This window comes from Streptomyces sp. NPDC058674, from assembly GCF_042716505.1.
Lineage (GTDB): Bacteria > Actinomycetota > Actinomycetes > Streptomycetales > Streptomycetaceae > Streptomyces.
Map to the genome: position 1 here is coordinate 61177 of NZ_JBHXSC010000027.1, position 23162 is coordinate 84338.

The window sequence follows — 23162 nt, forward strand, 5'->3', positions numbered from 1 at the left end:
GGCATCGTCCACAGTTTCCTGGGGCGGGCAGCGCCCGCCCTGCACAACGCCAACATAGGCGACCGCCGGGTCGGCTGTCCGCATCCCGCACGACGGAATCTCGTCGTGCGGACGGGAGGGGACGGCCGGTCCGACGGTCGCGGGCTCCCGTCAGTTCCGGGTGACGGTGCCCTTCTCGATCTTCACCTCGGTCTTGGGGGCGCCGTCCTGGCCGCCGTCGGCCGTACCGGCCTTGGCGACGCCCTCCAGGACCTTCAGGCCGGCCGCGTCGATCGTGCCGAAGGGCGTGTACGACGGCGCCAGCGGGCTGTCCTTGTAGACGAGGAAGAACTGGCTGCCGCCCGAGCCGGGCTGGCCGGTATTGGCCATCGCCACCGTGCCCGCCGGGTAGACGACCTGGCCCTGCTCGTTGGCCTTGCCGAGGGAGTCGAGGTTCTCGTCCGGGATGGTGTAGCCCGGGCCGCCCATGCCGGTGCCCTGGGGGTCGCCGCACTGGAGCACGAAGATCCCGCCCGTCGTCAGCCGGTGGCACTTGGTGTTGTCGAAGTAGCCCTTGTCGGCGAGCGACTTGAAGGAGTTCACCGTCTGCGGGGTCTTCGCCGCGTCCATCGCGAAGGTGACGTCACCCGCGCTCGTCTTCAGGGCGAAGGTGTACTTCGCCTTCGCGTCGATCGCCATCTCGGGCGAGGGGGACTGCTGGGGCGTCGGCGAGGACGAGGGAGTGACGGCCGGGTCGGCGGCCTCGTCCTTCTTGTCCGAGTCGAAGACACCGCCCACGACCAGGCCGACCAGCGTCGCGACCACCACGGCCACCGCCGCGCCGATCACGGCCGCGCGCCGGCGGGACTTCTGCCGCGCCTCGGCCCGCCGCTTCTGCTGGCGCTCGTACTTCTCCCTGGCGAGCTGTCGCCGCCGCTGATCGCTCGTGACCACCGGGTCGTCTCCTTGTGCGTCTCTGGTACCACTGTCCGGGCTGGGTTAGGCCGTACCGTATATGGGTTCGCTGTGTAATGAGCGGCGCCGGTAGGCTCTGAGCAGCAACATTGACGATCCACAGCCTCCCACCAAACGACGATTGAGGGACGAACGTGCTGATTGCCGGGTTCCCCGCCGGGGCCTGGGGGACCAACTGCTACGTGGTCGCCCCCGCCGCCGGCGAGGAGTGCGTCATCATCGACCCGGGCCACCAGGCCTCCGAGGGTGTCGAGGAGACGCTGAGGAAGCATCGGCTCAAGCCCGTCGCGGTCGTGCTGACGCACGGCCACATCGATCATGTGGCCTCGGTGGTCCCGGTGTGCGGAGCACACGACGTACCGGCCTGGATCCACCCCGAGGACCGGTACATGATGAGCGACCCGGAGAAGGCCCTCGGCCGCTCCATCGGGATGCCGCTCATGGGCGAGCTGACCGTGGGCGAGCCGGACGACGTCCGCGAGCTGACCGACGGCGCCGCCCTGAAACTGGCCGGGATGGACTTCTCGGTCGCGCACGCGCCGGGCCATACCAAGGGGTCGGTGACGTTCAGGATGCCCGAGCTCGCCGACATCCCGCCGGTGTTCTTCTCGGGCGACCTGCTCTTCGCCGGCTCCATCGGACGCACCGACCTGCCCGGCGGCTCCCACGCCGAGATCCTCCGGTCGCTGGGCCGCGTGTGCCTTCCGCTCGACGACTCGACCGTGGTGCTGTCCGGCCACGGCCCCCAGACCACCATCGGCCGGGAGCGCGCGACCAACCCGTACCTGCGGGAGGTCGCGGCCGGCCTGGCAGCGGACCCGACGGCCGCTCCACGACGAGGAATGTGACGAGAGCTTCGTGAGTACTTTTCAGGCCCCCAAGGGCACGTACGACCTGCTGCCGCCCCGGTCCGCGACCTTCCTCGCGGTGCGCGAGGCCATCGCCGCGCCGCTGAGGAACTCGGGCTACGGGTACGTCGAGACCCCCGGCTTCGAGAACGTCGAGCTGTTCTCCCGCGGCGTCGGGGAGTCCACCGACATCGTGAGCAAGGAGATGTACACCCTCACCACGAAGGGCGGCGACGAGCTCGCCCTGCGCCCCGAGGGCACCGCCTCCGTGCTGCGTGCCGCGCTCCAGGGAAACCTGCACAAGGCCGGCCTGCTGCCCGTCAAGCTCTGGTACTCCGGCTCGTACTACCGCTACGAGCGGGCGCAGAAGGGCCGCTACCGCCACTTCTCGCAGGTCGGCGCCGAGGCGATCGGCGCCGAGGACCCGGCGCTCGACGCCGAGCTGATCATCCTGGCCGACCAGGCCTACCGCACGCTGGGCCTGCGCAATTTCCGGATCCTGCTCAACTCGCTCGGGGACAAGGAGTGCCGTCCCGTGTACCGGGAGGCGCTGCAGTCGTTCCTGGGCGGGCTGGACCTGGACGAGGACACCGTCCGCCGTGCCGAGATCAACCCGCTGCGCGTCCTCGACGACAAGCGGGAGTCCGTGCAGAAGCAGCTGGTCGGCGCGCCGATGCTGCGCGACTACCTGTGCGACGCGTGCAAGGCGTACCACGAGGAGGTGCGGGCGCTCGTGACGGCGGCCGGCGTCGTCTTCGAGGACGACGAGAAGCTGGTGCGCGGGCTGGACTACTACACCCGGACCACCTTCGAGTTCGTCCACGACGGCCTGGGCTCCCAGTCCGCGGTGGGCGGCGGCGGCCGCTACGACGGGCTGTCCGAGATGATCGGCGGGCCGGCGCTGCCGTCCGTGGGCTGGGCGCTGGGCGTGGACCGCACGGTGCTCGCGCTGGAGGCGGAGGGTGTCGCGCTCGACCTCCCGGCGGCGACCTCGGTCTTCGCGGTGGCCCTGGGCGAGGAGGCCCGGCGGGTGCTGTTCGGCAAGGTCACCGAGCTCCGCAGGGCGGGCGTCGCGGCCGACTTCTCCTACGGGGGCAAGGGCCTCAAGGGTGCGATGAAGGACGCGAACCGCTCGGGTGCGCGGTTCGCCGTGGTCGCCGGTGAGCGGGACCTCGCCGAGGGTCTCGTCCAGCTCAAGGACATGGAGTCCGGCGAGCAGGGCACCGTCCCGCTCGCTGAGCTCGTCGCCACGGTCCGGGCCCGCCTGGCCTGACGGGGCACCGCCGGGCGGCCGGGCCCGGGGGAACGTCCCGGCCGGGCCCGGGGGAGTGCCCGTACGGGACCTCCCCCGGGCCCGCCGCCGTGCTCCCGGCTTATGTCCGTCGAACGGTGGGCGGAGCGACCCGTACGGCACAATGGCCGGTGCTTGTTGACCTTGCAGATGCGGAGCGGGCGGTATGACGACACGAGACACGGACGCGGACACCGCTCCGGGGACCACGGTCGGCGGCAGCCGGGCGCTGGCCCTGCTGCTGGTGATCACCGGGGCCGCGGGGCTGCTGGCCGCCTGGGTGATCACGATCGACAAGTTCAAGCTGCTGGAGGACCCGAACTTCACGCCGGGCTGCAGCCTGAACCCGATCGTCTCCTGCGGCAACATCATGAAGAGCGAGCAGGCGGCCGTCTTCGGCTTCCCGAACCCGATGCTCGGACTGGTCGCCTACGGCGTCGTGGTCTGCGTCGGCATGAGCCTGCTGGCCGGGGCCCGGTTCTCCCGCTGGTACTGGCTCACCCTCAACGCGGGCACCCTCTTCGGCGTCGTCTTCTGCGCCTGGCTGACGTACCAGTCCCTGTACACCATCAACTCGCTCTGCCTGTGGTGCTGCCTGGCATGGGTCGCCACGATCGTCATGTTCTGGTACGTGACCTCGCACAACGTCCGTGCGGGGCTGCTGCCCGCGCCGGGCCCGATCCGGAGCTTCTTCGACGAGTTCACCTGGGTGCTGCCCGTCCTGCACGTCGGGATCATCGGCATGCTGATCCTGACGCGCTGGTGGGACTTCTGGACCTCCTGAGCCGGGCCGCCCTGTCGGTGGCCTCGCATAGGCTTCCCGTGTGGAACCAGATCTCTTCACCGCCGCAGCCGAGGAACGCCAGGAGAAGGACCCGTCGAGCTCTCCGCTCGCCGTCCGGATGCGCCCGCGCACCCTGGACGAGGTCGTCGGCCAGCAGCACCTGCTGAAGCCGGGGTCGCCGCTGCGACGGCTGGTCGGCGAGGGCGCGGGCGGGCCGGCCGGGGCCTCGTCGGTGATCCTCTGGGGTCCGCCCGGCACCGGCAAGACCACCCTCGCGTACGTGGTCAGCCAGGCCACCCAGAAGCGGTTCGTGGAGCTGTCGGCGATCACGGCGGGTGTCAAGGAGGTGCGGGCGGTCATCGAGGGCGCCCGGCGGGCGGCCGGCGGCTACGGCAAGGAGACCGTCCTCTTCCTCGACGAGATCCACCGGTTCAGCAAGGCGCAGCAGGACTCGCTGCTCCCGGCGGTGGAGAACCGCTGGGTGACGCTGATCGCGGCCACCACGGAGAACCCGTACTTCTCGATCATCTCCCCGCTGCTGTCGCGCTCCCTGCTGCTGACGCTGGAACCGCTCACCGACGAGGACCTGAGCGCCCTGATGCGCCGGGCGCTGACCGAGGAGCGCGGCCTCGGCGGGGCGGTCACCCTGCCCGCCGACGCCGAGGCCCACCTGCTGCGGATCGCCGGCGGGGACGCCCGGCGCGCCCTGACGGCGCTGGAGGCGGGCGCGGGCTCGGCCATCGCCAAGGGCGAAGAGGAGATCACCCTCGAAACGGTCGAGGAGGCGGTCGACCGGGCGGCGGTGCGGTACGACCGGGACGGCGACCAGCACTACGACGTGGCGAGCGCCCTGATCAAGTCGATCCGGGGCTCCGACGTGGACGCGGCCCTGCACTACCTGGCGCGGATGATCGACGCGGGGGAGGACCCGCGGTTCATCGCCCGGCGCCTGATGATCTCGGCGAGCGAGGACATCGGCCTCGCGGACCCGGCGGCCCTGCCGATCGCGGTGGCCGCGGCCCAGGCAGTGGCGATGATCGGCTTCCCGGAGGCCGCGCTGACCCTGTCCCACGCCACCATCGCGCTGGCGCTGGCCCCGAAGTCGAACACCGCGACGACGGCGATCGGCGCGGCCCTGGCCGACGTACGGGCCGGGCTGGCGGGCTCCGTCCCGGCGCACCTGCGCGACGGACACTACAAGGGGGCCGCCAAGCTGGGGCACGCGCAGGGGTACGTGTACCCGCACGACGTGCCGGGGGCCATCGCCGCCCAGCAGTACGCCCCCGACGAGATCCACGGCAAGCGCTACTACGAGCCGACGCGCTACGGAGCCGAGGCGCGGTACGCCGACGTGGTGGAGAAGGTCCGGGAGCGGCTCCGCGGCGACGGCGCCTGACCGACCCGCGGCGTCCCCGGACCCCTCGGACGGAGGGGGCCCTCGGGCCTAGCGCGAGGCCGCCGAGAACAGGGTGTGCATCGCCCTGCGCAGGCCGCAGACGTCCGCCACCGGCTCCGGGAAGTCGAAGCGGGCGTCGAAGGAGCCCGCGGCGCCGCCGGTGAAGCGCACGCGCAGCCCGAGGCGGTCCAGGGCGAGGGGGACCGCGGTGACGCCGTCCGCCCCGCGGGGGCCCAGCAGGCCGCCCAGGTCGCCGAGGCGCTCGCCGTGCGCCGCGTGCAGGTGCTGGAGCAGCTCGGTCTCGTGCGCCGTCATCGGGTCCGGCTCGGCCCGCGCGAGGTCCTCGGGGTCCACGTGCTCGGCGCCCCACAGGTCGTCCACCGAGATCTCGCCGACCTCCAGGCGCAGCAGCATCCACGCCGGGCGCCCGCTGTACGGGGCGTCCAGGGACTCGGACGTCCCGAGCAGCTCGCCCACCGGACTGCGCTCCGCGAGCAGCGCCGCGCACGCCGCGCGCTCCTCCCCGCGGACCGCGGTCAGCCACCCGGCGAGCCAGGCGCGGCCTCGGATACGATGGGGCACGGACACCGGCGCCACGTCCGTGATCTCGATCACGGCGGTGAGGTCGTCGTCCTGGGCGTGAGCGGCTGCCCTGGCAGCCGCGGATTCCCCGGAAACCAGGAGAATCACGTCCCCGTCCGGGGTGACGGTCCGCGCGGCCGGCACCCCTGTCCCGAACTCCTCCCGCTCGTGACTGTCACGAGCACCCGGCAGGGTGAGGGATACTGAGGCGTTGGACTCTACGAGGGTTCGTACGCGTTCGGCTCCGGTGAGCTGCCGAACGCCTTCCCTGGGACGCGGCTGACCTTGCCTACCGTCGTCGAAAGCAGATCCTGTTTCGTTTGGATCTGAACTTCGATGCGCACTGGGCAGGGGGATCCCATGTGGTCGAGACATTACGTCCTCCTCGCTAAGGTAAGCCTCACCTAACTTACATGGAGGTAGGTTCCACGTGAACCAGAAGCGACCCAAGGTCAAGAAGTCGCGTGCCCTCGGCATTGCGCTGACCCCGAAGGCCGTCAAGTACTTCGAGGCCCGCCCCTACCCGCCGGGCGAGCACGGCCGTGGCCGCAAGCAGAACTCGGACTACAAGGTTCGTCTGCTGGAGAAGCAGCGTCTGCGCGCTCAGTACGACATCTCTGAGCGTCAGATGGCCCGCGCGTACGACCGCGCCAAGAAGGCCGAAGGCAAGACGGGCGAGGCGCTGGTCGTCGAGCTCGAGCGTCGCCTCGACGCCCTGGTCCTGCGTTCGGGCATCGCCCGCACCATCTACCAGGCCCGCCAGATGGTCGTTCACGGCCACATCGAGGTCAACGGCGACAAGGTCGACAAGCCGTCGTTCCGCGTCCGTCCGGACGACGTCATCACGGTGCGCGAGCGCAGCCGCGAGAAGGTCCCGTTCCAGGTTGCCCGTGAGGGTGGCTACGCAGGCGAGGGCGAGACCCCGCGCTACCTGCAGGTCAACCTGAAGGCCCTGGCCTTCCGCCTGGACCGCGACCCGAACCGCAAGGAAATCCCGGTCATCTGCGACGAGCAGCTCGTCGTCGAGTACTACGCCCGCTGATGCAGGCGTAGCCCTCACAGGCTGGTGGAAGCCCGTCGTCCCCTCGGGGGCGGCGGGCTTCCCGCCGTCTCGGCCCGCTACGGCTGGTCGGCCGCCGCGCGCCGCGCCGTCCGCGGGCCCCGCAGACCGCCCCGGCCCCCCGGCCGTGGGGAGGGGACCCCCGAGCCCCGCTCCGCCGGCCCGCGCAGCGCCCGCACCACCAGGGCCTCCCGGGTCAGCCCCCGGCCCTGCTCCTCGCACTCCGCGTAGCGGTCGAAGCCCAGCAGCTCCCCCGCCCGCTCCCGGCACATCAGCCGGGGCGCGTTGAAGTACCCCGAGCCGAACAGCCGCAGCCCCACCCCCTCCCACATCGGCTCCGCCGCACCCTGGAGCACCGCCGCCTCGGCCGGATCGCCCTCCGAGACCGTCACCAGGGCCAGCAGCTCCAGCGCGAGCACCAGCCCCACCAGGTCGTGGAAGGCGTGGTTGATCGCCACGCACTCGGCCAGCAGCCGCCGCGCCTCGGCGGGGGCCCCCGCGTCCAGGGCCGCGTACGCCAGGACGTACAGGGCGTACGCCTTCGTCCACCGCTCCCCGCGCTCCTCGCAGATCTCCCGCACCTCGCCGCACAGCCTCGCGGCGCCCGCCAGGTCCCCCCGGAAGGCCAGCGACATCGCCAGCTCCACCTGGCACATCAAAACGTTGCTGTTCAGCTCCCCGGCCCTGCGGTACCCCTCCAGCGCCGACCCCAGCAGCTCCCCGGCCCGTGCCATGTCGTCCGAGACCAGCGCCAGGCAGCCCAGCCGGTGCACCGCGTAGGCCGCCGCGACCGGGTCGCCCGTCCGGGCCGCGGCGTCCCGGCACTCGTACAGGGCGCTCATCGAGGGCACCGAGTCCCCCTGGAGGGCCGCGACGTACCCGAGCACCCACAGCGCCTTCAACCGCGAGGTCTCGTACCCCGTCTCCGCCGGGCCCGCCGCCGGCTCCAGGGAGCGGTCCAGCCAGTGCCGCCCTTCGGTCAGCCGCCCGCAGCCCGCCCAGTAGAACCACAGCGTGCCCGCCAAGTACTGGCCCAGGTGGGCGTCCTCGGGCTCGGCCAGGCAGCACTCCAGCGCGAGCCGCAGATTGGGCAGCTCCACCTCCACCAGCGCGGCCACCTCCGCCTGGCGCGGACTGAACCAGTCCAGCTCGCACCAGGTCGCCAGGCCCACGTACCAGTCCCGGTGCCGCCGCCGCAGCCGCCCGGCGTCCCCCAGCGACTCCAGCCAGCCCGCCCCGTAGGCCCGTACGGTCTCCAGCATCCGGTAGCGCACTCCGGCGGGCGTCTCCTCCCGGACCAGCAGGGACTGCGCCAGGAGCTCCGCGACCAGGTCCAGCACCCCCTCGACCGGCAGGTCCGGCCCGGCGCACACGTACTCGGCGGCGTCGAGGTCGAACTGCCCGGCGAACACCGACAGTCGGGCCCACAGCAGGCGCTCCGCGGGAGTGCACAGCTCGTGGCTCCAGCCGATGGCCGTACGCAGCGCCCGGTGGCGGGGCGGCGCACCGCGCACACCGCCCGTCAGCAGGGCGAAGCGGTCCTCCAGCCGGGCCAGCACCTGCTCCGGCGACAGGATCCGCAGCCGGGCCGCCGCCAGTTCCAGGGCGAGCGGGATTCCGTCGAGGCGGGCGCACAGCTCCACCAGCACCGCCCGGTTCGCCCCGGTCACCTCGAAGGCCGGATCGGCCGCCCGCAAACGCTGCACCAGCAGGGCGAGGGCCTCCTCCGGCGCCGGCGGGGCCAACGGGAGGGCCTGCTCCCCGTCCAGGTCCAGCGGGCGCCGGCCCGCCGCGAGCACCCGCAGGCCGGGGGAGCGGCGCAACAGCTCCCGCACCAGCGCGGCGGTCTCCTCCACCAGCTGTTCGAAGCCGTCCAGGACCAGCAGCAGCCGCCGCTCGGCCAGGTGCCCGGCCAGGACGGCGCGGGGCGGCCGGGTGGTGTGGTCGGTCAGCCCGAGGGCCTCGGCCAGGGTGAGCTCCAGCAGCGCCGGGTCCCGAACGGAGTCGAGCTCGATCAGCCACACCCCGTCGCAGTAGCGTTCCTGCCGCCCCTCGGCGGCCGCCCGGGCCGCCTCCAGCACCAGCCGGGACTTGCCGACCCCGCCCACGCCGGTCACGGTCACCAGCCGGGAGGACTCCAGCAGCCGCCCCAGCCCGGCGAGTTCGACGCCCCGCCCGACGAACCGGCCCAGCTCCGAGGGAAGATTGCCCCGGGTCCTGTTTCGCAGGGGTCTGTGTCGCATGGGACACGGAGAGTACTGGTCCGCGTGCGCCGCGTACAAGGCGCTCCGAAGGCTCCCCGTATTCCGGTAGGGGCGGGGATCTCCGGCGCGATAGGGTCGTAGGGCGAATCCTCCAGCAGTTCAGGTACAGACAGAGAGCGGTGTGACGTGTCCGGTGGAGAGGTGGCCGGAATCCTCGTGGCCGTCTTCTGGGCGATCCTGGTCTCCTTCCTCGCCGTGGTATTGGTGAGGCTGGCGCAGGTGCTCAAGGCGACCGGCAGACTCGTGGCCGAGGTGACCGACCAGGCCGTCCCGCTGCTGGCGGACGCCTCGACGACGGTCCGCTCCGCGCGCACCCAGCTCGACCGGGTCGACGCCATCGCGAGCGACGTCCAGGAGGTGACCTCCAACGCCTCCGCGCTGTCCTCCACCGTGGCCTCCGCCTTCGGCGGACCGCTGGTCAAGGTCGCCGCGTTCGGCTACGGCGTCCGCAAGGCCCTGGGCAAGGCGGACGCGACGCCGAACGGCGCACCGCAGAAGACATCCCGGCGTACCGTGATCGTCGGCCGTACGGTGCCGACGACCCGGCGCCGGAAGCAGAAGGGCTGAGACCTCCGATGTTCCGCCGAGCCTTCTGGTTCACCGCCGGCGCAGCCGCCGGCGTGTGGGCCACCACCAAGGTCAACCGCCGGCTCAAGCAGCTGACGCCGGAGAGCCTCGCCGCCCAGGCCGCCGACAAGGCCGTGGAAGCGGGCCACCGCATCAAGGACTTCGCCCTCGACGTCAAGGCGGGAATGACGCAGCGCGAGGACGAGCTGAACGACGCACTGGGGCTCTACCAGGACCCCCACCGGCCCGACAACGTCACCGCCCTGCCCGGGCCGCGGCGGCTGCGGGCCATCGAGCACGACCAGCACGACAAGACCACCGAACGATCGAAGTTTTCGTACAACCGGAATGAGGACCACTGATGGAGTCGGCTGAGATCCGCCGCCGCTGGCTGAGCTTCTTCGAGGAGCGCGGTCACGCCGTTGTCCCTTCGGCGTCGCTCATCGCGGACGACCCGACTCTGCTGCTGGTCAACGCGGGCATGGTCCCCTTCAAGCCGTACTTCCTCGGCGAGACCAAGCCCCCGGCCCCCCGCGCCACCAGCGTGCAGAAGTGCGTCCGCACGCCGGACATCGAAGAGGTCGGCAAGACCACCCGCCACGGCACGTTCTTCCAGATGTGCGGCAACTTCTCCTTCGGCGACTACTTCAAGGAAGGCGCCATCAAGTACGCCTGGGAGCTGCTCACCAGCTCCGTGGCGGACGGCGGCTACGGCCTGGAGCCGGAGAAGCTCTGGATCACCGTCTACCTCGACGACGACGAGGCCGAGCAGATCTGGCGCGAGAAGATCGGCGTCCCCGCCGAGCGCATCCAGCGCCTGGGCAAGAAGGACAACTTCTGGTCCATGGGCGTCCCCGGACCCTGCGGCCCCTGCTCGGAGATCAACTACGACCGCGGCCCCGAGTTCGGCGTCGAGGGCGGCCCGGCCGTCAACGACGAGCGCTACGTGGAGATCTGGAACCTGGTCTTCATGCAGTACGAGCGCGGCGCCGGTGACGGGAAGGAAGACTTCCCGATCCTCGGCGACCTGCCGTCGAAGAACATCGACACGGGTCTGGGCCTCGAACGCCTCGCCATGATCCTGCAGGGCGTGCAGAACATGTACGAGACCGACACCCTGCGCGTGGTCATGGACAAGGCCACCGAACTGACCGGTGTCCAGTACGGGGCCGCCCAGGGCACCGACGTGTCGATGCGCGTGGTCGCCGACCACATCCGCACCTCGGCCATGCTCATCGGCGACGGCGTCACCCCCGGCAACGAGGGCCGCGGCTACGTGCTGCGCCGCATCATGCGCCGCGCCATCCGCAACATGCGCCTCATGGGCGCCACCGGGCCGGTCGTGCAGGACCTCATCGGCGTCGTGATCGACACCATGGGCCTCCAGTACCCGGAGCTCGTCACCGACCGCAAGCGCATCGAGACCGTCGCCCTCGCCGAAGAGGCCGCCTTCCTGAAGGCCGTCAAGGGCGGCACCAACATCCTCGACACCGCCGTGAGCGAGACCAAGGCCGTCGGCGGCACCGTCCTCTCCGGCGACAAGGCGTTCCTGCTCCACGACACCTGGGGCTTCCCGATCGACCTCACCCTGGAGATGGCCGCCGAGCAGGGCCTCTCCGTGGACGAGCCCGGCTTCCGCCGCCTCATGCAGGAGCAGCGCGACCGCGCCAAGGCCGACGCCAAGGCCAAGAAGACCGGCCACGCGGACATGTCCGCCTACCGGCAGATCGCCGACGGCGCCGGCGCCACCGAGTTCACGGGTTACGCCACCACCCAGGGCGAGTCCACCATCGTCGGCCTCCTGGTCAACGGCGTCTCCGCGCCCGCCGCCTCCGAGGGCGACGACGTCGAGGTCGTCCTCGACCGCACCCCCTTCTACGCCGAGGGCGGCGGCCAGCTCGCCGACCAGGGCCGCATCAGGCTCGACTCCGGCGCCGTCATCGTCGTCCGCGACGTCCAGCAGCCGGTCCCGGGCGTCTCCGTCCACAAGGGCTCCGTCCAGGTCGGCGAGGTGACGGTGGGCGCCTCCGCGTACGCCGCCATCGACGTCAACCGCCGCCGGGCCATCGCCCGCGCCCACTCGGCCACCCACCTGACCCACCAGGCGCTGCGCGACGCGCTGGGCCCGACGGCCGCCCAGGCCGGCTCGGAGAACTCGCCGGGCCGCTTCCGCTTCGACTTCGGCTCGCCGAACGCCGTCCCCGGCACGGTCCTCACCGACGTCGAGCAGAAGATCAACGACGTGCTCTCCCGCGAGCTCGACGTGACCGCCGAGATCATGAGCATCGACGAGGCGAAGAAGCAGGGCGCCATCGCCGAGTTCGGCGAGAAGTACGGCGAGCGCGTGCGCGTCGTCACCATCGGCGACTTCTCCAAGGAGCTGTGCGGCGGCACCCACGTCGGCAACACCGCCCAGCTGGGCCTGGTGAAGCTGCTCGGCGAGTCCTCCATCGGCTCCGGCGTGCGCCGCGTCGAGGCCCTGGTCGGCGTGGACGCGTACAACTTCCTCGCCAAGGAGCACACGGTCGTCGCCCAGCTCCAGGAGCTGGTCAAGGGCCGTCCCGAGGAGCTGCCGGAGAAGATCGCCTCCATGCTCGGCAAGTTGAAGGACGCCGAGAAGGAGATCGAGAAGTTCCGCGCCGAGAAGGTCCTCCAGGCCGCCGCCGGACTGGCCGCCGGCGCCCAGGACGTCCGCGGTGTCGCGGTCGTCACCGGCCAGGTGCCGGACGGCACCGGCGCCGACGACCTGCGCAGGCTCGTCCTCGACGTGCGGGGCCGACTCGGTCAGTCGTCGGGCGACCGCCCGGCCGTCGTGGCCCTGTTCACCGTGGCGAACGACCGCCCGCTGACCGTCATCGCCACCAACGAGGCCGCCCGCGAGCGCGGCCTCAAGGCCGGCGACCTGGTCCGCGCCGCCGCCAAGACCCTCGGCGGCGGTGGCGGCGGCAAGCCGGACGTCGCCCAGGGCGGCGGCCAGAACCCGGCCGCCATCGGCGACGCCGTCGCGGCCGTCGAGCGCCTCGTGGGCGAGACCGCCTGATGACGCTGCGCCGTGGCCGCCGACTTGCCGTCGATGTCGGGGACGCCCGGATCGGGGTCGCCTCGTGCGACCCCGACGGGGTGCTCGCCACGCCGGTGGAGACCGTTCCGGGCCGGGACGTCCCCTTCGCCCACCGGCGGCTGCGGCAGCTCGTCGAGGAGTACGAGCCGCTGGAGGTCGTGGTCGGCCTGCCCCGCTCGCTCAGCGGGCGGGAGGGGCCGGCCGCGGCCAAGGTGCGCGCCTTCGCCAACGAGCTGGCCAGGGGCATCAAGCCGGTGGGCGTGCGCCTGGTGGACGAGCGGATGACCACGGTGACCGCCGCCCAGGGCCTGCGGGCCTCGGGGAAGAACGCGAAGAAGGGCCGGTCCGTCATCGACCAGGCGGCCGCCGTGGTGATCCTCCAGAACGCTTTGGAGACCGAACGGGTATCAGGTAATCCGCCCGGCGAGTGCGTCGAAGTGGTTGTCTGATCGCGATACGGTAACGTTCCGCGCATTGAGACGGTGTTCGAACAACCGTCGCCCACCACCAAAGAGGCGGTACCGGGTGCCGCGGAAGACCGAATTCCGCGGCCTTCGTCTCGCGGCTCTAGGGGACCGATGACTGAGTATGGACGGGGCCGCGGCTCCGAACCGTGGCACCCCGAGGACCCCCTGTACGGGGAACAGGGGTGGACCGGGCACCAGACCCAGCAGGGTCGTGCGCCCTACGACGGTGACCCACAGGGGTACCCGCAAGAGCCGCAGTACCAGGACCCCCAGTACCAGCAGCAGTACGCGCAGCCGCAGTACCAGGACCCGCAGCACCGGGAACCGCAGTACCAGGACCCGCAGCAGCAGTACCAGCAGCCCCAGCAGCACCAGGGGCAGCCCCCGTACGCCGCCGAACCGCAGATCGACGAGACGCGGTACGCCCAGCAGCAGGGGTACGCCCCGCAGCAGCCCCAGCAGCAGCACCTGCCCCACCAGCAGCAGCACCAGCAGCAGCCGTCGGTCTACGACTCCCAGGGCTGGGACACCGGGCAGGGCCAGTACGTCGCCGCCGCCGCGCAGACCGATGCCTACGGCGCGGTGGACCCGTACGCCCAGCAGCCGGTCGCCGGCTACCCGGGCGAGACCCCCGACCTCTACACGACGGCCGAGGCCTATCCGCCCCCGAAGCCGCCGGGCCGCCGCCGCCTGGAGCCGGAACCGGCCGAGGAGTGGCAGGACGGCGCCGTCGCGACGGACGAGGCCGAGGACGCCTCCTTCCTCGGCGGACGCGGCGGGGACGGCGACGACGGCGACGACGGCGACGAGCCCGGCCGCCGCGGCGGCCGCTCGAAGGGCGGCAAGCCCAAGCGGCGCAGCGGCGCCGCCTGCCTGATCTCCGCCCTCGTGATCGTCGGTGTGGTCGGCGGCGGCGGCTACTACGGCTACAGCTACCTCAAGGACCGCTTCGGCGCGGCCGAGGACTTCGCGGGCGAGGGCTCCGGCGACACGGTCGAGGTGACCATCCCCCAGGGTGCGGGCCTCGGCCAGATGGGCCGCATCCTCAAGGAGGCCGGCGTGGTCGCCAGCGCCCAGGCCTTCGTGGACGCGGCCAACGCCAACTCCAAGGGCACGTCGATCCAGCCGGGCGTCTACCCGCTGCAGAAGCGGATGTCGGCCGCGGCGGCGGTCGAGTTCATGACGGACCCGTCCAAGCTGAACGTCCTCACCGTCGCCGAGGGCTGGCGCAACACGAAGGTCTACGAGGCGATCGACAAGAAGCTGGACAAGCCGCAGGGCACCACCCGCGACATCGCCCAGCGCGAGGCCAAGAACCTCGGCCTGCCGGCCTGGGCCGGCAACAGCACGAAGATCGCGGACCCGCTGGAGGGCTTCCTCTTCCCGGCGCGCTACGACCTCAGCAAGGACACCACCCCGGAGTCCCTGCTCCGGCAGATGGTCAAGAACGCGACGGACAAGTACACGGCGCTGGGCATCGAGGGCAAGGCCAAGGAACTGGGCCTGGAGAACCCGCTCCAGGTGGTCACGGTCGCCAGCCTCGTCAACGCCGAGGGCAAGAACCACGACGACTTCCGCAAGATGGCCGAGGTCGTCTACAACCGCCTCAAGCCGACGAACGACGTCACCAACCGGAAGCTCGAATTCGACTCGACGTACAACTACATCAAGGGCACGAGCGAGATCAACTTCTCGCTCAAGGAGGCCAGGGCCTTCGACAACCCCTACAACACGCACTTCGTCGCGGGACTGCCCCCGGGCCCGATCGGCAACCCGGGTGACGACGCCGTGAACGCCACGCTCGACCCCGACCACGGCGGCTGGATGTTCTTCGTGTCGGTCGACGGAAACAAGACGACCTTCACCAAGACCTACGAGGAGCACCAGCGGCTGGCCGACGAGTTCCTCGCGCGGCAGAAGCAGAAGAAAGAGAACGGCGGGTAGCAGGACATGTCACGGATACGGGCCGCGGTGCTGGGTTCGCCCATCGAGCACTCCCTCTCGCCGGTGCTGCACCGCGCCGCCTACCGGGAGCTCGGCCTCGACGCGTGGTCGTACGACCGCTTCGAGATCGACGAGGCCGCGCTCCCCGGATTCGTGGCCGCCCTGGGCCCCGAGTGGGCGGGCCTGTCGCTCACCATGCCGCTCAAGCGGGCGGTCATCCCGCTCCTCGACGGCGTCAGTGACACCGCCGCCGCCGTGGAGGCGGTCAACACGGTCGTCCTCACCGAGGACGGCCGTCGCCTCGGCGACAACACCGACATCCCCGGCATCGTCGCCGCGCTCCGCGAGCGGGGCATCGAGAAGGTGCCCTCCGCCTCCGTCCTCGGCGCCGGCGCCACCGCCTCCTCGGCGCTCGCCGCGCTGTCGCGGATCTGCTCCGGCGAGGTGACCGCGTACGTCCGCTCGCAGGCCCGCGCGGACGAGATGCGGAGGTGGGGCGAGCGGCTCGGCGTCCCCGTCCGCACGGCCGACTGGTCGGACGCGGCCGAGGCGCTGGCCGCTCCGCTGGTGATCGCGACCACTCCGGCCGGGACGACCGACGCCCTGGCGCCGTCCGTGCCGGCCGCCGCGGGAACCCTCTTCGACGTCCTCTACGACCCCTGGCCCACCCCCCTCGCCGCGGCCTGGTCCCGGCAGGGCGGCCAGGTGATCGGCGGGCTCGACCTGCTGGTCCACCAGGCCGTGCTCCAAGTCGAGCAGATGACGGGACTCCCCAGGGCGCCCCTGGCGGCCATGCGGGCCGCCGGCGAGGCCGCGCTCCGCGCCCGCCCCTGAACGCCCGCACGGGGCCGCGGCAGCCGTCCGACGCAGTCCGACAGTTGGACCGGGGGCGGTGTGACGGTCGGGACATGGGAGGATCGGGGACGGCGGGTCCGGGCCGCGCACCCGAGCGCGCCGTCGCTGTACCAGGCGCGAGCATGAGGAGCATCGTTGAGCAGGTTGCGTTGGCTGACCGCCGGAGAGTCGCACGGACCGGCGCTGGTGGCGACGCTGGAGGGGCTTCCCGCCGGCGTCCCGGTGACCACGGAGCTGGTCGCCGACCACCTGGCGAGGCGGCGGCTCGGTTACGGCCGTGGTGCCCGGATGAAGTTCGAGCAGGACGAGATCACCTTCCTGGGCGGTGTCCGGCACGGGTTGTCGCTGGGTTCGCCGGTGGCGGTGATGGTCGGCAACAGCGAGTGGCCGAAGTGGGAGACGGTGATGTCGGCCGATCCGGTCGACCCGTCGCTGTTGAAGGACACGGGCCGCAACGCGCCGTTGACCCGGCCGCGGCCGGGCCATGCGGACCTGGCCGGGATGCAGAAGTACGGCTTCGACGAGGCCCGGCCGATCCTGGAGCGCGCGAGCGCCCGTGAGACGGCCGCGCGGGTGGCGCTGGGCGCCATCGCCCGCTCCTTCGTGAAGGAGGTCGCGGGCATCGAGATCGTCTCGCACGTGGTGGAACTGGCCGCGGCGAAGGCCCCGTACGGCGTCTACCCGACCCCCGCGGACGTCGAGAAGCTGGACGCCGACCCGGTGCGCTGCCTGGACGCCGATGCGAGCAAGGCGATGGTGGCGGAGATCGACCAGGCCCACAAGGACGGCGACACGCTCGGCGGTGTCGTCGAGGTCCTCGCCTACGGCGTCCCCGTCGGGCTCGGCTCGCACGTGCACTGGGACCGGCGCCTGGACGCCCGTCTGGCCGCCGCCCTGATGGGCATTCAGGCGATCAAGGGCGTGGAGGTCGGCGACGGCTTCGAGCTGGCGCGGGTGCCCGGTTCGCAGGCCCATGACGAGATCGTGTCCACTCCTGAGGGCCTGAGGCGGACCTCCGGTCGCTCCGGCGGCACCGAGGGCGGGCTGACCACGGGTGAGCTGCTGCGCGTGCGGGCGGCGATGAAGCCGATCGCGACGGTGCCGCGGGCGCTGGCGACGGTGGACGTGGTGACCGGGGAGGCGACGGTGGCCCACCACCAGCGTTCGGACGTGTGTGCCGTGCCGGCGGCGGGCATCGTCGCCGAGGCGATGGTGGCGCTGGTGCTCGCGGACGCGGTGGTGGAGAAGTTCGGCGGCGACTCGGTCCCGGAGACCCGCCGCAACGTCCGCTCGTACCTCGACCACCTGCAGATCCGGTGACCGGCGGCGGACCGCTGGTCGTCCTGGTGGGGCCCATGGGCTCCGGCAAGTCCACGGTGGGAGCCCTGCTCGCCGCCCGCCTCGGCGTCCCCTACCGCGACACCGACGCCGACATCGTCGCGGCCCAGGGCCGGGAGATCTCCGACCTCTTCGTCGACGAGGGAGAGCCGTACTTCCGCGCGCTGGAGCGGCAGGCCGTCGCGGCCGCGGTCGCCGGGCACACCGGGGTCCTGGCCCTCGGCGGCGGCGCCGTCCTGGACGCGGACACCCGCGCGCTGCTCGCCGGACTGCCCGTCGCCTACCTCTCGATGGACGTCGAGGAGGCGGTACGCCGCGTGGGCCTCGGCGCCGCCCGCCCGCTGCTCGCCGTCAACCCGCGCCGCCAGTGGCGCGAGCTGATGGACGCCCGGCGCCCCCTGTACACCGAAGTCGCGCGCGTCGTGGTGGCCACCGACGACCGCACCCCCGAAGAGGTCGCCCAGGCGGTCCTCGACGCTCTGGAGTTGAAGGACGTATGACAGACCAGGTGACGCGCATCCAGGTCGGCGCCAGTGCCGGACACCCCGCGTACGACGTGCTCGTCGGGCGGCAGCTGCTCGGAGAGCTGGGCTCCCTGATCGGCACCAAGGCCCGCCGGGTCGCGGTCGTCCACCCCGAGGCGCTGGCCTCGACGGGCGAGGCGCTGCGCGACGACCTGGCCGCACAGGGCTACGAGGCGGTCGCCATCCAGGTGCCCAACGCCGAAGAGGCCAAGACCGTCGAGGTGGCGGCGTACTGCTGGAAGGCCCTGGGACAGTCCGGCTTCACCCGCACCGACGTGATCGTCGGCGTCGGCGGCGGCGCGACCACCGACCTGGCGGGCTTCGTGGCGGCCACCTGGCTGCGCGGGGTGCGCTGGATCGCCGTGCCCACCACCGTCCTGGCGATGGTCGACGCGGCCGTCGGCGGGAAGACGGGCATCAACACCGCCGAGGGCAAGAACCTCGTCGGCGCCTTCCACCCGCCCGCCGGAGTGCTCTGCGACCTGGCGGCGCTGGACTCGCTGCCGGTCAACGACTACGTCAGCGGCCTCGCCGAGATCATCAAGGCCGGCTTCATCTCCGACCCGGTGATCCTCGACCTGATCGAGGGCGACCCGCAGGCGGCCCGGACGCCCGCGGGCCCGCACACGGCCGAGCTCATCGTGCGCTCCATCCAGGTCAAGGCCGACGTGGTCTCCAGCGACCTCAAGGAGGCCGGGCTCCGCGAGATCCTCAACTACGGCCACACCCTCGCGCACGCCATCGAGAAGAACGAGCGCTACAAGTGGCGGCACGGCGCCGCCGTCTCCGTCGGCATGGTCTTCGCCGCCGAGCTGGGCCGCCTCGCGGGCCGCCTCGACGACGCGACCGCCGACCGGCACAGGACGGTCCTCGCGGCCGTCGGGCTGCCGCTGACCTACCGCGGCGACCAGTGGCCCAAGCTGCTGGAGACCATGAAGCTCGACAAGAAGTCCCGCGGCGACCTGCTGCGCTTCATCGTCCTGGACGGGCTGGCCAAGCCGACCGTCCTGGAGGGCCCCGACCCGGCCGTGCTCGTGGCCGCGTACGGAGAGGTCGCCGCGTGAGCCGCCGCGTCTTCGTGCTGAACGGCCCGAACCTGGGCCGGCTGGGCTCGCGCGAGCCCGATGTGTACGGGGCCACCTCGTACGCCGGACTCGTCGAGAGCTGCCGGACGCTGGGCGAGGAGCTCGGCTTCGACGTCGAGGTCCGCGAGACCAACGACGAGGGGCAGCTGGTGCGGTGGCTCCACGAGGCGGCGGACGGGAAGATCCCCGTGGTGATCAACCCGGGGGCCTTCACGCACTACTCCTACGCGATGCGGGACGCGGCGGCCCAGCGCACCGCGCCGCTCATCGAGGTCCACATCTCCAACCCCTACGCCCGTGAGGAGTTCCGGCACACCTCCGTGATCGCCTCGGTGGCGACCGGGACGGTGGCGGGCTTCGGCATCGGGTCGTACCGGCTGGCGCTGCGCGCTCTGGCCGACGAGATCGCGGCCTGATCCGAGGCGCGGAGCCCGGCCCGGCGGTCCCGGCGGTCCTGGTGGACCGCCCCGCCCCCGGGGTCATATAACGTTCTCGCATCAGTCGCCGGAACGAGACGGAGTGGCACCGGATGCAGCAAGGAGTGGGGGGCGGGGGCGCGGGATGGGGACGGCCGGGACCGCACCCGGCGGCGCCTCCGCAGCCGCCGATACCCCCGGCGCAGGGCTGGCCGGGCAACGGGCCGGTGCCGCCCGGCGGCCCGGCGCACCCCGGGCCGGGTCACCCGGGTCCGGGCAACCACCCGGGGCCGGGTCACCACGGTCCGGGGGGCCACCCGGGGCCGGGCCACCAGGCTCCGCCGCACCCGGGACCCGCACCCCGGCAACCCGAACACCCGGCACCGGCGCACCCCGGTCCCGGCACGGCTCCGGTGGCGCCCGTGCCGGAGCCCACCGGGCACATCCCGCTGCCGCCCGCGGTGGCGGGTACGGGAGGGGCGACCCTGGCCGTACTGCTGATCGGCCCGGCCGGCGCGGGGAAGACCACCGTGGCCCGGCACTGGGCCGGCACCCGCCCGGTGCCGACCGCCCACATCAGCCTGGACGACGTCCGTGAGTGGGTCTGCTCGGGCTTCGCGGACCCGCAGGCGGGCTGGAACGAGCACTCGGAGGCGCAGTACCGGCTCGCCCGCCGCACCTGCGGCTTCGCTGCCCGCAACTACCTGGCCAACGGGATCTCCTGCATCCTCGACGACGCCGTCTTCCCCGACCGGCCGGTGGTCGGCCTGGGCGGCTGGAAGCGGCACGTGGGCCCCGCGCTGCTGCCCGTGGTGCTGCTGCCCGGCCTGGAGATCGTCCTGGAGCGCAACGCGGCCCGCTCCGGCAACCGCAGGCTCTCCGACGAGGAGGTTGCGCGGATCCACGGCCGGATGGCCGGCTGGTACGGCTCGGGCCTGCCGATCATCGACAACTCCCACCTCGACGTGGAGGGCACGGCCCGCGCCCTCGACGAGGCCCTCGCCCGGGCCATCGCCGCCCCGGCCGCCTGGTAGCCGGACGGCCCCGAGCCCTCGGCCGAGGTTGCCGGCCCGCCCGCACCCCGACCGCGGGTCCGGGCCGGCGCCCGGGCCCGGTCCGAGCCCCGGGCCCGGTCCGAGCCCCGGGCCCGGTCCGAGCCCCGGCCCCGGCCCGGGCGCCGGCCCCGGTCCGGGCGCCGGCGGACCGGGCGATCCGGCACCCCCGCGGACGCGCTCGCCGGGCCGGATGCGCGGGGCGCTCGTACGCTCGAATACATGTCAGACGTGTACGCCGCCCGCCGAAGCCTGCTTCGCGACCGATGCGCCGCCGCGGGGAACGCCGCCGCGCTCATCACGAGGCCGGCGAACGTCCGCTACCTCTCCGGGGCGTCCCCGCAGGGCGCCGTACTCCTCGTCGGGCCCGCCGACGACCTGCTCTTCTGTACCGGTGCGCCCACCGGCGAAGCCGACGAGGGCCGCCTCGACGACCGGCTCCAGGTCTCCGTCCTGTCCGGCCCCGGCGGCGACCCGGCGGTCGCCGCCGCCGACCTGGCGGGCTCCGTACGGGCCGACTCGCTCGCGGTGGAGGAGCACCACCTCACGGTGGCCCGGCACCGGGCCCTGCGCTCGGTGGCGCCCGGACTGCGCCTGGCCGACCTCGGGATGTCGGTGGAGCAGCAGCGCCTCGTCAAGGACGAGGAGGAGATCGCCTGCCTGCGGATCGCCGCCGAGATCGCCGACCAGGCCCTCGGCGAACTGCTGGAGTCGATCCTGGTCGGACGCACCGAGCGCCACCTCGCCCTGGAGCTGGAGCGGCGCCTCGTCGACCACGGGGCCGACGGGCCCGCCTTCCCGACCTCGGTCGGCACCGGCCCCCACTCCGGCCGCCCCCGGCACCGGCCGTCCGACCGGCGGGTCGAGGAGGGCGACTTCCTCACCGTCAGCCTCGGCGCGAACTACCGGGGCTACCGCTGCGAGATCGGCCGGACCTTCGTGATCGGCACCACCCCCGCGGACTGGCAGATCGAGCTGTACGACCTGGTCTTCGCCGCCCAGCGGGCCGGGCGGGAGGCCCTCCTGCCGGGGGCGGCGTACCGCGACGTGGACCGTGCGGCACGCTCCGTACTGGACTCCGCGGGCCACGGCGAGGCCCTCTCCTCGTGGACCGGGCACGGCGTGGGGCTCGAAATCGACGAGGACCCGCAGCTTGCACCTACGGCAATGGGTAAACTGGACGCTTGCGTGCCGGTCACCGTCGAACCGGGGGTTCACCTCCCGGGCCGGGGAGGTGTCCGGATCGATGACACGCTCGTCGTGCGCCCCGAGGCGGACGGCGGTCCCGAGCTACTCACCATTACGACCAAGGAGCTGCTCGCGCTCTAGTCCGCTCCGTCGGACTGGGCGCGCACCCGTGGTCTTCCAGTGCAGGAGATTCCGCAACCGTGGCTTCCACGAACGACCTCAAGAACGGCATGGTGCTGAAGCTCGACGGGGGCCAGCTCTGGTCCGTCGTCGAGTTCCAGCACGTCAAGCCCGGCAAGGGCCCGGCCTTCGTGCGCACCAAGCTCAAGCACGTGCTCTCCGGCAAGGTCGTCGACAAGACGTTCAACGCCGGCACCAAGGTCGAGACCGCCACGATCGACCGGCGCGACATGCAGTTCTCGTACATGGACGGCGAGTACTTCGTCTTCATGGACATGACCACCTTCGACCAGCTGATGGTCGACAAGAAGGCCGTCGGCGACGCCGCGAACTTCCTGATCGAGGGCTTCACCGCCTCCGTCGCCCAGCACGAGGGCGAGGTGCTCTACGTCGAGCTCCCGGCCGCGGTCGAGCTCAAGATCGAGCACACCGACCCGGGCGTCCAGGGCGACCGCTCCACCGGCGGCACCAAGCCCGCCACCCTGGAGACCGGCTACGAGATCCAGGTCCCGCTGTTCGTCACCACCGGCGAGACCGTGAAGGTCGACACCCGCACCAGCGACTACCTCGGCCGGAAGAGCGGCAACTAACCCGTGGCTGCTCGGAGCAATGCGCGCAAGCGCGCCTTCCAGATCCTGTTCGAGGCCGACCAGCGCGGAGTCTCCGTGCGCGAGGTCCTCGCAGACTGGATCCGCCACGCGAGGTCGGACGACCGACAGCCGCCGGTGGCCGCCTTCACGATGGACCTCGTCGAGGGGTACGCCGACAAGGTGGACCGCATCGACGACCTGATCGTCACCTACGCCGTGGACTGGGAGCTCGACCGCATGCCGGTCGTGGACCGCAACATCCTGCGGCTCGGCGCGTACGAGCTGATCTGGGTGGACGACACCCCGGACGCCGTCGCCATCGACGAGGCAGTCCAACTGGCCAAGGAGTTCTCGACGGACGAGTCGCCCTCGTTCGTGAACGGGCTGCTGGCCCGCTTCAAGGAGCTGAAGCCGAACCTGCGCCGCAGCGAGAGCTGACGGCACGGCAGGGACCGGCGCTCCGCGTCGTACGGAAGGGCCCGCAGCGCACCCACCGCGCCGCGGGCCCTTCCGCGTGGCCGTACCGCGGGAAACGCTGCGCGGAAGGATGCGCGGAAGGATGCGCGGAACGCGGCGGGAAACGAGAAACCGGCGGGGGGGGGGGGCCCCCCGGGGGGGGGGGGGCCCCCCCCGGGAAGGGTTGGGGTTGGGAGTGGGCGGGGGCCGGGGGGGGCCCGGGGGCGGCCTGGCCCCCCCCCCCCAGGGGGTATAAAAAA

General features: G+C 72.3%; 22 protein-coding genes. 19 read left to right on the forward strand and 3 right to left on the reverse strand.

Annotation, left to right across the window (positions count from 1 at the left end):
• Positions 1 to 150: 150 nt before the first annotated feature.
• On the reverse strand, positions 151 to 933 hold the full coding sequence (locus ACFWU6_RS16645) for a peptidylprolyl isomerase (protein WP_383805015.1): 783 nt from the start codon (positions 931 to 933) through the stop codon (positions 151 to 153).
• A 155-nt stretch (positions 934 to 1088) separates the two neighbouring features.
• On the opposite strand from ACFWU6_RS16645, the gene ACFWU6_RS16650 reads away from it, so the two are divergent.
• From ACFWU6_RS16650 to ACFWU6_RS16665, 4 genes are all read left to right on the forward strand, one after another.
• Positions 1089 to 1802 carry an MBL fold metallo-hydrolase gene (locus ACFWU6_RS16650; RefSeq protein ID WP_383805017.1) on the forward strand — a complete coding sequence of 238 codons (714 nt, stop codon included), beginning with the start codon at positions 1089 to 1091 and terminating at the stop codon, positions 1800 to 1802.
• 10 nt (positions 1803 to 1812) lie between these two features.
• Complete coding sequence (hisS, locus tag ACFWU6_RS16655) at positions 1813 to 3075, forward strand: histidine--tRNA ligase (RefSeq protein ID WP_383805019.1); 1263 nt, start codon at positions 1813 to 1815, stop codon at positions 3073 to 3075.
• Positions 3076 to 3259: 184 nt separating this feature from the next.
• The gene (locus ACFWU6_RS16660; protein ID WP_383805020.1) at positions 3260 to 3877 is read left to right on the forward strand and encodes a vitamin K epoxide reductase family protein; all 618 of its coding nucleotides are present in this window, start codon (positions 3260 to 3262) and stop codon (positions 3875 to 3877) included.
• Between the two features lie 40 nt (positions 3878 to 3917).
• Entirely contained in the window at positions 3918 to 5273 is a 1356-nt protein-coding gene (locus tag ACFWU6_RS16665; RefSeq protein WP_383981661.1) for a replication-associated recombination protein A, read from the forward strand.
• A 48-nt stretch (positions 5274 to 5321) separates the two neighbouring features.
• Here the strand turns inward: ACFWU6_RS16665 and ACFWU6_RS16670 are convergent, their stop codons facing one another.
• Entirely contained in the window at positions 5322 to 6230 is a 909-nt protein-coding gene (locus ACFWU6_RS16670) for a DUF2470 domain-containing protein (RefSeq protein WP_383805024.1), read from the reverse strand.
• Positions 6231 to 6285: 55 nt separating this feature from the next.
• Between ACFWU6_RS16670 and rpsD the strand changes: the two genes are divergently transcribed.
• The gene (rpsD, locus tag ACFWU6_RS16675) at positions 6286 to 6897 is read left to right on the forward strand and encodes a 30S ribosomal protein S4 (RefSeq protein ID WP_008740451.1); all 612 of its coding nucleotides are present in this window, start codon (positions 6286 to 6288) and stop codon (positions 6895 to 6897) included.
• 77 nt (positions 6898 to 6974) lie between these two features.
• On the opposite strand, the gene ACFWU6_RS16680 is transcribed toward rpsD, so the two are convergent.
• Complete coding sequence (locus ACFWU6_RS16680; RefSeq protein WP_383981663.1) at positions 6975 to 9158, reverse strand: ATP-binding protein; 2184 nt, start codon at positions 9156 to 9158, stop codon at positions 6975 to 6977.
• A gap of 147 nt (positions 9159 to 9305) precedes the next feature.
• Here ACFWU6_RS16680 and ACFWU6_RS16685 point away from each other — a divergent pair, with 147 nt between their 5' ends.
• The 14 genes from ACFWU6_RS16685 to nusB all read left to right on the forward strand — a co-directional run bounded on the left by ACFWU6_RS16685 (position 9306) and on the right by nusB (position 22884).
• Positions 9306 to 9746: a DUF948 domain-containing protein gene (locus ACFWU6_RS16685; RefSeq protein ID WP_383805025.1), complete on the forward strand. Its 441-nt coding sequence runs from the start codon at positions 9306 to 9308 to the stop codon at positions 9744 to 9746.
• 8 nt (positions 9747 to 9754) lie between these two features.
• Positions 9755 to 10108 carry a DUF6167 family protein gene (locus ACFWU6_RS16690; protein ID WP_383805027.1) on the forward strand — a complete coding sequence of 118 codons (354 nt, stop codon included), beginning with the start codon at positions 9755 to 9757 and terminating at the stop codon, positions 10106 to 10108.
• On the forward strand, positions 10108 to 12786 hold the full coding sequence (gene alaS / locus ACFWU6_RS16695) for an alanine--tRNA ligase (protein ID WP_383805029.1): 2679 nt from the start codon (positions 10108 to 10110) through the stop codon (positions 12784 to 12786). Before ACFWU6_RS16690 ends, alaS begins: the two co-directional genes overlap by 1 nt.
• Entirely contained in the window at positions 12786 to 13256 is a 471-nt protein-coding gene (gene ruvX, locus ACFWU6_RS16700) for a Holliday junction resolvase RuvX (protein ID WP_383805031.1), read from the forward strand. Before alaS ends, ruvX begins: the two co-directional genes overlap by 1 nt.
• Before the next feature lie 129 nt (positions 13257 to 13385).
• Positions 13386 to 15218 (forward strand): endolytic transglycosylase MltG, encoded by a 1833-nt coding sequence (mltG, locus tag ACFWU6_RS16705; protein WP_383981665.1) that lies wholly within the window; start codon positions 13386 to 13388, stop codon positions 15216 to 15218.
• Between the two features lie 6 nt (positions 15219 to 15224).
• The gene (locus ACFWU6_RS16710) at positions 15225 to 16052 is read left to right on the forward strand and encodes a shikimate dehydrogenase (protein WP_383981667.1); all 828 of its coding nucleotides are present in this window, start codon (positions 15225 to 15227) and stop codon (positions 16050 to 16052) included.
• Positions 16053 to 16208: 156 nt separating this feature from the next.
• Entirely contained in the window at positions 16209 to 17393 is a 1185-nt protein-coding gene (gene aroC / locus ACFWU6_RS16715; RefSeq protein WP_383805036.1) for a chorismate synthase, read from the forward strand.
• Positions 17394 to 17428: 35 nt separating this feature from the next.
• A complete protein-coding gene (locus tag ACFWU6_RS16720; RefSeq protein ID WP_383805050.1) occupies positions 17429 to 17911 on the forward strand; it encodes a shikimate kinase in 483 nt (160 codons plus the stop codon).
• The gene (gene aroB / locus ACFWU6_RS16725; RefSeq protein ID WP_383805038.1) at positions 17908 to 18999 is read left to right on the forward strand and encodes a 3-dehydroquinate synthase; all 1092 of its coding nucleotides are present in this window, start codon (positions 17908 to 17910) and stop codon (positions 18997 to 18999) included. Before ACFWU6_RS16720 ends, aroB begins: the two co-directional genes overlap by 4 nt.
• Positions 18996 to 19436, forward strand: coding sequence for a type II 3-dehydroquinate dehydratase (gene aroQ / locus ACFWU6_RS16730; RefSeq protein WP_383805040.1), 441 nt, complete (start codon positions 18996 to 18998; stop codon positions 19434 to 19436). Before aroB ends, aroQ begins: the two co-directional genes overlap by 4 nt.
• Positions 19437 to 19549: 113 nt before the next feature.
• Entirely contained in the window at positions 19550 to 20470 is a 921-nt protein-coding gene (locus ACFWU6_RS16735; RefSeq protein ID WP_383981669.1) for an AAA family ATPase, read from the forward strand.
• A 240-nt stretch (positions 20471 to 20710) separates the two neighbouring features.
• The gene (locus ACFWU6_RS16740; protein WP_383805044.1) at positions 20711 to 21817 is read left to right on the forward strand and encodes an aminopeptidase P family protein; all 1107 of its coding nucleotides are present in this window, start codon (positions 20711 to 20713) and stop codon (positions 21815 to 21817) included.
• Positions 21818 to 21876: 59 nt separating this feature from the next.
• On the forward strand, positions 21877 to 22446 hold the full coding sequence (gene efp / locus ACFWU6_RS16745; protein WP_383805046.1) for an elongation factor P: 570 nt from the start codon (positions 21877 to 21879) through the stop codon (positions 22444 to 22446).
• A 3-nt stretch (positions 22447 to 22449) separates the two neighbouring features.
• Positions 22450 to 22884: a transcription antitermination factor NusB gene (nusB, locus tag ACFWU6_RS16750; RefSeq protein ID WP_383981671.1), complete on the forward strand. Its 435-nt coding sequence runs from the start codon at positions 22450 to 22452 to the stop codon at positions 22882 to 22884.
• Positions 22885 to 23162 lie beyond the last annotated feature (278 nt).

Bases quoted from the DNA above. Each gene is read 5' to 3' on its own strand.
- ACFWU6_RS16660 (WP_383805020.1), top strand. From the start codon at position 3,260: ATGACGACACGAGACACGGACGCGGACACCGCTCCGGGGACCACGGTC.
- ACFWU6_RS16670 (WP_383805024.1), bottom strand. From the start codon at position 6,230: ATGTCTCGACCACATGGGATCCCCCTGCCCAGTGCGCATCGAAGTTCA.
- ACFWU6_RS16680 (WP_383981663.1), bottom strand. From the start codon at position 9,158: ATGCGACACAGACCCCTGCGAAACAGGACCCGGGGCAATCTTCCCTCG.
- ACFWU6_RS16690 (WP_383805027.1), top strand. From the start codon at position 9,755: ATGTTCCGCCGAGCCTTCTGGTTCACCGCCGGCGCAGCCGCCGGCGTG.
- alaS (WP_383805029.1), top strand. From the start codon at position 10,108: ATGGAGTCGGCTGAGATCCGCCGCCGCTGGCTGAGCTTCTTCGAGGAG.
- ruvX (WP_383805031.1), top strand. From the start codon at position 12,786: ATGACGCTGCGCCGTGGCCGCCGACTTGCCGTCGATGTCGGGGACGCC.
- mltG (WP_383981665.1), top strand. From the start codon at position 13,386: ATGACTGAGTATGGACGGGGCCGCGGCTCCGAACCGTGGCACCCCGAG.
- ACFWU6_RS16710 (WP_383981667.1), top strand. From the start codon at position 15,225: ATGTCACGGATACGGGCCGCGGTGCTGGGTTCGCCCATCGAGCACTCC.
- ACFWU6_RS16720 (WP_383805050.1), top strand. From the start codon at position 17,429: ATGGGCTCCGGCAAGTCCACGGTGGGAGCCCTGCTCGCCGCCCGCCTC.
- aroB (WP_383805038.1), top strand. From the start codon at position 17,908: ATGACAGACCAGGTGACGCGCATCCAGGTCGGCGCCAGTGCCGGACAC.
- ACFWU6_RS16735 (WP_383981669.1), top strand. From the start codon at position 19,550: ATGCAGCAAGGAGTGGGGGGCGGGGGCGCGGGATGGGGACGGCCGGGA.
- ACFWU6_RS16740 (WP_383805044.1), top strand. From the start codon at position 20,711: ATGTCAGACGTGTACGCCGCCCGCCGAAGCCTGCTTCGCGACCGATGC.